This is a genomic window from Embleya sp. NPDC059213, from assembly GCF_042754445.1.
In the GTDB taxonomy this organism is placed as follows: Bacteria; Actinomycetota; Actinomycetes; order Streptomycetales; family Streptomycetaceae; genus Embleya.
Map to the genome: position 1 here is coordinate 1 of NZ_JBHZAV010000292.1, position 8,089 is coordinate 8,089.

Here is an 8,089-nt window from a genome sequence, read left to right on the forward strand (position 1 = left end):
GCACCACCTCGCGCCCGGGTTCGACCGTGGCGAGCAGCACGTTGAGCACGCCGTTGAGTCCACCGGCGGCGTTGACCACCTCCGTGTGCGGGTCGTAGGCGCGCCCCGCGAGGCGACCCACGTGCGCCGCGACGGCCTCGCGCAGGGCGAGCGACCCGTGGAAGGGCAGATAGCTGTTCGCCGCGTCGTCCTCGATCGCGGCCCTGGTGGCGGCCAGGGCGACGGCCGGCGGGCGGAGGTCGGTGTCGAGATTCTCCAGCCGCAGCAGATCCGGATCCCGGGCGGCGTCGGCGGCGTCGCCGACCTTGTCCACGCCGATGCCGGGAATGTGTTCGAGCCGGGAGACGCGCACGACCATGTGTTCTCCATCCCTACCGTGTCGAGGATCGTTACTTCGCGTGTATCGCACCCTCCGCCGCTTTACCCCCTCGCGTCCGCGCCACCGCACGACTGTGATCGGGGTCTCGTTTCTTTGGCCAAGTATCGTGCTGCCAAAGCGAGTCGGCGGACGGTTGACTCCCCTCATGGCAACCACACTCGGGCCCGAGAGTCCGGTACCACCGGACCGGCCGGGACCCTTCGGCATCGGCACCATCGAGTTCCCGTTCTGGACCGGTGGACCCGGGTTCACCCTCGCCAGGATCAGCTACCCGGCCGAGCACGACGGCTGGTTGGCCCCGGCGGACAAGTCCGAGGGTTCGTACCCGTCCATCGTCGTCGCGCCGGCGACCTGGACCGGTTCGAACATGTACGACTGGTTCACCGACTACGTGGTGCGGCACGGCTACATCGTCTTCCGCTACTTTCCGGAGAACATCCTCGCGCTCGATCCGCACGTGCACGCCGACACCATCAGCGATGCCATCGACAAGCTGATCGACATCGACGACGACCGGTTCAACCCGCTGCGCGGCCTGATCAGGCAGGACGCGTTCGCCGCGCTCGGGGTGTCCCTGGGCGGGGCCGGCGCACTGGTCGCGGCGGCCCGGGACAAGCGCATCCGCGCGGTGGTGGGCCTGGCCCCCGGCCGCAACGTCAAGGAACCCGACCTGTACGCGCGGATCGACCTCGACGTCGCCCGGGTGGCCGCGCCGACGCTGATCGTGTCCGGGCAGAACGACCGGATCTCCCCCGGATCGGGTGTGCACTACCTGGATCTGGTGCCGCAGGGCTACAAGGCGTACGTGGAGATCAGCGGCGGCAACCACGTGCAGTTCCTGGACCCGAGCGACATGGACATCCACCTGCCCGGCCTGCCCCGGGACGGCAGGCCCGGGATCGACTTCGCCGAACAACACGCGATCACCAACGTGTACACGACCGCGTTCTTGCACGCGGCGCTCAAGGGGTACGGCCACTGCGAGGCGTACGTGTCCGGCGAGGACGCGATGCTGGCGCTGAAGAACGGGCGGCTGTCCGATCTGCGTTCGGTGGTGGGCCCGCTGCCGCTGCCCTTCCCGGCGGTGACCAGCGGGGTTCGCGGCGCTGCCGCGGCGGCGGGAACGGCGGTGGCCTCCGGCAACCTGGTGGAGGCGGCGACCACGGTCGCCTCGGCGGTGCTGCTGCGGGTCAACGGGCTGGTGCGGGACGTGGCCCGAGGGGTGGAGCGGGCGACGGTGGCGGTGGAGAAGCGCATCGGGCGGTGACCGTCCCCGAAGCGGGATCATCCGGGCCCCGACCTCCGAAGCGGAACCCCGGTGCCCGGCGTGCGAAGCGGGATCATCCGGCGCCGCGGGCCGGCGCCGGGTCAGCCGCCCGCGTCGGCGGCGAAGGACTCGGCTGCGGCACGGGCGAGTTCGTCCTCGTACTCGGCCGCGTCCCCGCTGACCCCGACCCCGCCCACCGGCCGGCCGTCGACCAGGAGCGGATGGCCGCCCCGGCCCAGGTACCAACTCCCGTGCTGGACGAAGCTCTGCGCGAACACCGGCCGGTCACCCAGGAGTTCCTCCATGGTCGCGGTGGCCCGCCCGAACGCGGCGGCGGTGCGGGCCTTGGCCGCGGCCAGATCCGCGCTGAACCGCAGTGCGCCGTCCATGCGTTCGAAGGCGACCGGTACGCCGGCACCGTCCACCACCGCGACGCTCACCGCGCGGCCGGCCGCCGCCGCCGCGGCCACCACGTCCCGCACGATCGTCCGGGCCGCGCTCGCGGCCACCTCGTGGCTCGGCACGACCCGGTTCCCGTTCGCCATCGTCGCTCCCGTGTCGTCGGGCCGCGCGGACGCGATCGCACCGCGCCGCGGCCCGAGGACACCCGTCCCGGGCCGCCCCAAGGGTGCCGGCGCGAGCGTGATCGGGAAAGGGCCGCGGCCGCCGGGGATTCGCAGGCACGGACGGCGGGGCCGGATTCGACCATTCGGCGGGGTTCGGCGGCACCCGCGTTTCCGGCGTCGATTCGGCGTCGACCCTGAACCCATGGCCGACCGTGAACCCGTGAACCAAGCCGTGCTCGTGCCCCCCGGCGCCGACCTCGTCGGTGCCCAGGGCGTCCGGATCAGCGAACGTGTATCCGCCGCGACCGTGGGCGCCGGGCGCCTGTGCGGTTTCTTCGCCACGCTCGGACCCGGCGAGCGGACCGCGGTGCACCACCACGACGGCGAGGAGACCGTCGTGCTGCTCACCGCGGGAAGTTGCGACGTCTTCTCCGGCGAGGGGTTGGCGCGCGGGGTGCACCTGGGGGTGGGCGACGTCGTGTTCATCCCGTCCGGCTGCGTGCATCAGGTATTGGCCGGGCCGCACGGCTTCACCGTGTTCGAGGTGCGCTCCGGTGCCACCGACCGCACGGTGGTCGTCGGCCCCGCGTGACCCGGCGCCCCCGACCGCGCGTTGCCCTCTCGTCGATAACCATCGGCTATCACCGCCGGTCTTGGACCGGGCGGCGGTCCGCAGGACAGGGTGATGGCACGGGAACGCCGACCACGCCCCGGCCGGCGGGGACGATCACGAGGGGAAGCACACGATGAGCAGGATCTGGTTGGTCACCGGCGCGAACAGCGGCTTCGGACGGGCCGTCACCGAGGCGGCCGTGGCCGCCGGCGACACCGTGGTGGCCGCGGCGCGCCGGCCCGAGACGTTGGCCGATCTGGTGGCCGCGCATCCGGACCGGATCGAGGCGGTCCGACTGGACGTGACCGACGCGGTCGGGATCGACACCGCGGTGCGCGAACTGGTCGCCCGACACGGCCGGATCGACGTCCTGGTCAACAACGCCGGGCGCACCCACGTGGGCGCGCTGGAGGAGACCACCGACGCTGAGCTGCGCGCCCTGTTCGAGGTGCACGTCTTCGGGCCGGCGGCGCTGGTGCGGGCCGTGCTGCCGCACATGCGGGCCCGGCGGACCGGTGCGATCGTGCAGTTCAGCAGCATGGGCGGACAGATGTCGTTCGCGGGCTTCTCGGCCTACAGCGGCACCAAGTTCGCCCTGGAGGGCATGTCCGAGGCACTGGCCGACGAGGTGCGGCCGTTCGGCATCAAGGTGCTGGTGGTCGAGCCGGGCGCGTTCCGGACCGGTTTGATGGGCGCCGCCGGTGCCAGTGCCGAACTCGCCGCGTACGCCGACACCGTCGGCCACACCCGACGCATGGTCGGTGCGGGCGACGGGCAACAACCCGGCGATCCGGCCAAGGCCGCCGCCGCGATCCTGGCCGCGCTCGGCGCCGAGGCCGTCCCGCTGCGGCTGCCACTGGGCGCGGACGCGGTGGACGCGGTGCTCACCCACCTCGCCACGGTGCGGGACGAGATCCACACGTGGGAGAAGGTGTCCCGCGCGACCGACTTCGACGCGTAGGCCGGCGCCCGGGATCCGGCCGGAGGGTGTCGGGGCGGGGGGCGGCCTGGCAGTCTTGGTGTGCCGGCGCCACCCGGTGACCCGCGAGGCGCGCGCGAAGCTTACGAGGAGTGTCGATGACGGGATCCTTGCGGGACGAGATCGGCCCGGAGCGGTTCGACGAGTTGGCGGCCCAGGGCGTCCGGGACGCCATCGCCGAGTTGCACGCGGCCGGGTTGCCGTCGATCGGCACCGACGAGACCGGACGGGTGTGCAAGGTCTACGCGGACGGCACCAAGGTGTACGTCGACGACGAGCCCGAGTGACCCTGCGGCTGCTCGGGGTCGCCGGGTGGTCGGGTGCGGGGCCGAGTCGGAGGTCGTCGGCGCCGGATACGGTGGGACGCGCGAGCGCGGCGATCGGCATGGTCGAAGGGCGTGCGCGTGGACGACATTGCCCGGGCCGCAAGTCCCGATCGTGACCCAGGAGGCAGCGGTATGGAAACGCGTGTGGCCGACAACCCGGCGCAGTCCCGCTACGAGATATTCACCACCGTCGAGGCCGCTCCCGGTACCTCGACGGGCCCGGTCGCCCCGCCGCTGCGGGCGACCGAACTCGCCGGATTCGCCGAGTACTTCGTCAGCGGTGACGAGGTCGCCTTCACGCACACCGAGATCGACCCGAGGTTCGGCGGTCGGGGTCTGGGCGGTCGACTCGTGCGCGCGGCGCTGGAGGGGGTCCGGGAGCGGGGCCTCGCGGTGTTGCCCTACTGCTCGTTCGTCAAGGACTGGATCGCCAAGCACCCGGAGTACGCCGACCTGGTGCCGGAGGATCGGCGCGACGCGTTCGGGCTTTGACCACCGGGCCTCGACCCCGGTGTGCCCGCGGCCCGGCGGGGACGCCGCGGCGGCTCAGGACTCCACGGCCATCCGGATGCCCAGCGCCACCATGACCCCGCCGGACGTCTGCTCCAACCGGCGGCGGACCTTGGCGCGGCCGAGCACCGTGCGCATCCGACCGACGAACCACACGTACAGGCTGTAGTACCCGATTTCGTACACCGCCCAGATCGCGGCCAGGGCGACCATCGTGGGCAGTTGCGGCGCGCCGTGCGGGACGAACTGGGGGAGGAAGGACATCGCGAAGACGGCGGCCTTCGGGTTGGCCAGGTTCAGGGTCAGCGCGGCGCGATAGGCGCGTCGACCGCTGCCCGGTTCGGGCGCTCCCGCCGCCTTGCCGTCGGCCGCGGCCTCGGCGAATCCGGTCAGGCCGTCGCGGCGGGCCGCGCGGATGGCCTGGACGCCGAAGCCGATCAGCACGACGGCGCCGACGATGCGCATGATGTCGTAGGCGAGTTGGGAGGCGGCCAGCAGGCCGGTCAGCCCGAAGGCCGCGGCGAGTCCCCAGATGAAGACCCCGGTTTCGTTGCCGAGCACCGCCAGGAAGCCGGCGCGCCGGCTCTGCAGCGAATGTCGGATGATCAGGACCGAGCTCGGCCCGGGACTCGCCGCGATGAGCGTGCAGGCGCCCAGGAACGCCAAAAGGGTATGCGTCATGCCCCGCATCCTGGACCTGTGTCGGGTCGCGATGCCACCGATTTGCCCCGGGTGAACCGGTGTGCACCCGGCGGCCCGGTCGGGTCAGTTCGCGCCGGTCGAGGCGAGGGTGTGGTCGGCGGTTGGGGGAATGCCGCCGCGTACCGCGTCCAGATACTCGGCGATCGCGTCCCGGTTGCGGATCAGGCAGTCCACGCGTTCGGTCATCCGGTCACGTTCGTGCTCCAGCGTCGCGATCATCTCCGGTGTCGCGTCCGGGAAATGGATGATGCGCGGCTTGTCGAGGCAGGGCAGGATCTGTTTGATGATCCGGGTCGGCAGTCCGGCGTCGAGCAGGCCCCGGATCTGCAGGACCCGGTCGACACAGAACTCGTCGTAGTCGCGATAGCCATTGGGGGAGCGGCTTGCGACGATCAGGCTCTGCTCCTCGTAGTAGCGCAACAACCGGCGTGGCGTTCCGGTGCGTTCGGACAACTCGCCGATGCGCATGTGACCCACCTCATGTCTCGTCGCTTGACCCTCACATCAATGTGATGGTTCGAGCATACGCAGCATGACGAAGCAAAGCCCGACCTCGGCACCCGCCCACACCCCGACCTCGGCACCTGCCCACACCCCGATCGACGACCGAAAACTGCCGCTGGCAGCGCTGTTGGCGTTGGCCACGGCGGTCTTCGTGACCAGCCTGACCGAGACCCTGCCGGCGGGCGTGCTGCCCGCGATGAGCTCCGACCTGGGGGTCGGCGAGTCCGCGATGGGGCAGTCGGTGACGATCTACGCGATCGGTACCGCGCTCACCGCGATTCCCCTGTCGGCGGCGACCGCCGGTTGGCGCCGCAAACGCCTCCTGTTGACCGCGATGGCCGGCTTCGCGGCGGCCAACACGGTCACCGCCGTCTCCGGCGACTACCCGCTGACCATGGTGGCCCGCTTCGTCGCCGGCGTGGCCGCGGGTGTGGCCTGGGCGCTGCTGGCCGGCTACGCCCGCCGGATGGCGCCCGCCCACCTCCAGGGCAAGGCGATCGCGATCGTGATGGCGGGCATCCCGATCGCGCTGTCGCTCGGCGTACCCGCCGGGACCTTCCTCGGCGACGAGTTCGGCTGGCGGATCTCGTTCGCGGTGATGACCGGGCTCGCGCTGGTGCTGATCGCCTGGATCGTCGCGATCGTGCCGGACCACCCCGGGCAACGCCCGGGCGGGCGAACCCCGCTGCTGCACACCCTGGCCATCCCGGGGGTGGCGCCGGTCCTGTTCGTCACCCTGGTGTTCGTGCTGGCCCACACCATCCTCTACACCTACATCGCCACCTACCTGGACCGGCTGGACATGGGCGGCTCCACCGACGTGGTGCTGCTGGTCTTCGGCGGCGCCTCGCTGCTGAGCATCTGGGTCGTGGGCGTCGCGATCCACCGGCGGTTGCGCGAGTTGACCATCGCGGCCACGCTGCTGTTCGCCGCGGCGGCCACGATCCTCGCGGCCTTCTCGGACAGTCACGTCCCGGTCTACGTCGCGGTCGTGTTGTGGGGACTGGGCTGGGGCGGCGCGCCCACCCTGCTGCAGACCGCCGTCGGCGACGCGGGCGGGGACGAGGCGGACGGGGCACAGGCGATGCTCGTCACGCTGTGGAACGCGGCGATGGCCGGCGGCGGTGTGGTCGGTGCGCTCCTGCTGGACCTGATCGGTGCCGGTTCCTTCCCGTGGAGCGTGCTGGTCCTGCTGGTTCCGGTCCTCGCGGTGGTCCTCGCGGCCCGGGCCCACGGCTTCCCGGCCGGGCGCGGGCGCGCGGACGCGGCTGTGTCGGCGGGTGCGGACGCACCGGCGGGCGCGGGGGCGGTCGGCGCGGGGGATCGGCCGTGAACCCGGCTCGGGCGGCAGGATCGCTTCCGGTACTAGGCTGAAGTCATGAGCTCGCAGGCATACCTCTCGGAACTGTTCTCGCTGGAGGGCCGGGTCGCCATGGTGACCGGCGGAAGCTCCGGTATCGGCCGTGCCATCGCCGGAGCCCTGGCCCGCGCGGGGGCGAGCGTGGTGGTCGTGGCCCGACGCGAGGCCGAACTGATCGCCACTGTCGAGGAGTTGACCGCCCAGGGGGCCAAGGCGGCCTGGGTGAGCGGTGACCTGGGCAGCCGTGCCGGGGTGCGTGCCGCAGCCGAGGCGGCGGCCGAGGTGTTCGGCGAGCCGGACATCCTGGTCAACTCGGCGGGGATCAACCTGCGCCCGCCGATGAGCGAACTCGGGGACGACGTCTGGGACACCACGATGGCGCTGAACCTGGAGGCGCCCTTCCTGCTGGGGCAGCGCTTCGGGCCCGGCATGGCCGAGCGCGGCTACGGGCGGATCATCCACGTCTCGTCGCAGCAGGCGCATCGCGCGTTCGTGCAGAGCGGCGCCTACGGCGTGTCCAAGGGCGGGCTGGAGTCGCTGGCCCGCTCCCAGGCCGAGGCGTGGTCGCCGCACGGGGTGACCGCCAACACGCTCGTGCCCGGGTTCGTGCTGACCCCGCTCAACGCGCGACTGTCCGCCGATCCGGAGAAGGTCGCCTCGCTGGCCGCACGCACCATGGTCGGACGCAACGGTCTGGCCGAGGACTTCGAGGCCGCGGCGGTCTTCCTGGCGGGCGCCGGATCGGCGTACGTGACCGGCCAATCGATCTTCGTCGACGGCGGATTGTCGGTGCACTGACCGTACCGGCCGGGTCGGATTAGAGGGGCCGTCGCCTCGGATACCCCCCCCCCGCGGGGGATACCCCCCCGCCCCCGCGGATAAG

Annotated in this window: 11 protein-coding genes; 7 read left to right on the forward strand and 4 right to left on the reverse strand. The window is 72.0% G+C overall.

Annotated features, from left to right (window positions below; all coding sequences use genetic code 11):
• On the reverse strand, positions 1-358 hold a 358-nt coding region (locus ACFXMF_RS45335; protein WP_380021219.1), incomplete at its 3' end, for an aminotransferase class I/II-fold pyridoxal phosphate-dependent enzyme.
• Positions 359-524: 166 nt separating this feature from the next.
• Between ACFXMF_RS45335 and ACFXMF_RS45340 the strand changes: the two genes are divergently transcribed.
• Positions 525-1,646 (forward strand): hypothetical protein, encoded by a 1,122-nt coding sequence (locus ACFXMF_RS45340; RefSeq protein ID WP_360324721.1) that lies wholly within the window; start codon positions 525-527, stop codon positions 1,644-1,646.
• A gap of 101 nt (positions 1,647-1,747) precedes the next feature.
• Here ACFXMF_RS45340 and ACFXMF_RS45345 read toward each other — a convergent pair whose 3' ends face one another.
• Positions 1,748-2,191 (reverse strand): heme-binding protein, encoded by a 444-nt coding sequence (locus ACFXMF_RS45345; protein WP_360324718.1) that lies wholly within the window; start codon positions 2,189-2,191, stop codon positions 1,748-1,750.
• 241 nt (positions 2,192-2,432) lie between these two features.
• On the opposite strand from ACFXMF_RS45345, the gene ACFXMF_RS45350 reads away from it, so the two are divergent.
• From ACFXMF_RS45350 to ACFXMF_RS45365, 4 genes are all read left to right on the forward strand, one after another.
• On the forward strand, positions 2,433-2,804 hold the full coding sequence (locus ACFXMF_RS45350; RefSeq protein WP_360324715.1) for an AraC family ligand binding domain-containing protein: 372 nt from the start codon (positions 2,433-2,435) through the stop codon (positions 2,802-2,804).
• Positions 2,805-2,958: 154 nt separating this feature from the next.
• Positions 2,959-3,786 carry an oxidoreductase gene (locus tag ACFXMF_RS45355; protein WP_360324713.1) on the forward strand — a complete coding sequence of 276 codons (828 nt, stop codon included), beginning with the start codon at positions 2,959-2,961 and terminating at the stop codon, positions 3,784-3,786.
• A 116-nt stretch (positions 3,787-3,902) separates the two neighbouring features.
• Positions 3,903-4,091, forward strand: a complete 189-nt coding sequence (locus ACFXMF_RS45360) for a hypothetical protein (RefSeq protein WP_360324710.1) — start codon at positions 3,903-3,905, stop codon at positions 4,089-4,091.
• 171 nt (positions 4,092-4,262) lie between these two features.
• Positions 4,263-4,622 carry a GNAT family N-acetyltransferase gene (locus tag ACFXMF_RS45365; RefSeq protein ID WP_379992447.1) on the forward strand — a complete coding sequence of 120 codons (360 nt, stop codon included), beginning with the start codon at positions 4,263-4,265 and terminating at the stop codon, positions 4,620-4,622.
• 54 nt (positions 4,623-4,676) lie between these two features.
• Here ACFXMF_RS45365 and ACFXMF_RS45370 read toward each other — a convergent pair whose 3' ends face one another.
• Both ACFXMF_RS45370 and ACFXMF_RS45375 read right to left on the reverse strand, forming a co-directional pair.
• On the reverse strand, positions 4,677-5,321 hold the full coding sequence (locus tag ACFXMF_RS45370; RefSeq protein WP_360324704.1) for a LysE family translocator: 645 nt from the start codon (positions 5,319-5,321) through the stop codon (positions 4,677-4,679).
• An 84-nt stretch (positions 5,322-5,405) separates the two neighbouring features.
• Entirely contained in the window at positions 5,406-5,810 is a 405-nt protein-coding gene (locus tag ACFXMF_RS45375) for a MerR family transcriptional regulator (protein WP_360324701.1), read from the reverse strand.
• 64 nt (positions 5,811-5,874) lie between these two features.
• Between ACFXMF_RS45375 and ACFXMF_RS45380 the strand changes: the two genes are divergently transcribed.
• Both ACFXMF_RS45380 and ACFXMF_RS45385 read left to right on the forward strand, forming a co-directional pair.
• Positions 5,875-7,179, forward strand: coding sequence for an MFS transporter (locus ACFXMF_RS45380; RefSeq protein ID WP_379992448.1), 1,305 nt, complete (start codon positions 5,875-5,877; stop codon positions 7,177-7,179).
• 45 nt (positions 7,180-7,224) lie between these two features.
• Positions 7,225-8,004, forward strand: coding sequence for an SDR family NAD(P)-dependent oxidoreductase (locus ACFXMF_RS45385; protein ID WP_379992449.1), 780 nt, complete (start codon positions 7,225-7,227; stop codon positions 8,002-8,004).
• Positions 8,005-8,089: the final 85 nt, after the last annotated feature.

Excerpts from the sequence above, each read along its gene's own strand:
- ACFXMF_RS45340 (WP_360324721.1), top strand. The coding sequence starts at position 525 with ATGGCAACCACACTCGGGCCCGAGAGTCCGGTACCACCGGACCGGCCG.
- ACFXMF_RS45385 (WP_379992449.1), top strand. The coding sequence starts at position 7,225 with ATGAGCTCGCAGGCATACCTCTCGGAACTGTTCTCGCTGGAGGGCCGG.
- ACFXMF_RS45345 (WP_360324718.1), bottom strand. The coding sequence starts at position 2,191 with ATGGCGAACGGGAACCGGGTCGTGCCGAGCCACGAGGTGGCCGCGAGC.
- ACFXMF_RS45370 (WP_360324704.1), bottom strand. The coding sequence starts at position 5,321 with ATGACGCATACCCTTTTGGCGTTCCTGGGCGCCTGCACGCTCATCGCG.
- ACFXMF_RS45355 (WP_360324713.1), top strand. The coding sequence starts at position 2,959 with ATGAGCAGGATCTGGTTGGTCACCGGCGCGAACAGCGGCTTCGGACGG.
- ACFXMF_RS45375 (WP_360324701.1), bottom strand. The coding sequence starts at position 5,810 with ATGCGCATCGGCGAGTTGTCCGAACGCACCGGAACGCCACGCCGGTTG.
- ACFXMF_RS45360 (WP_360324710.1), top strand. The coding sequence starts at position 3,903 with ATGACGGGATCCTTGCGGGACGAGATCGGCCCGGAGCGGTTCGACGAG.
- ACFXMF_RS45380 (WP_379992448.1), top strand. The coding sequence starts at position 5,875 with ATGACGAAGCAAAGCCCGACCTCGGCACCCGCCCACACCCCGACCTCG.
- ACFXMF_RS45365 (WP_379992447.1), top strand. The coding sequence starts at position 4,263 with ATGGAAACGCGTGTGGCCGACAACCCGGCGCAGTCCCGCTACGAGATA.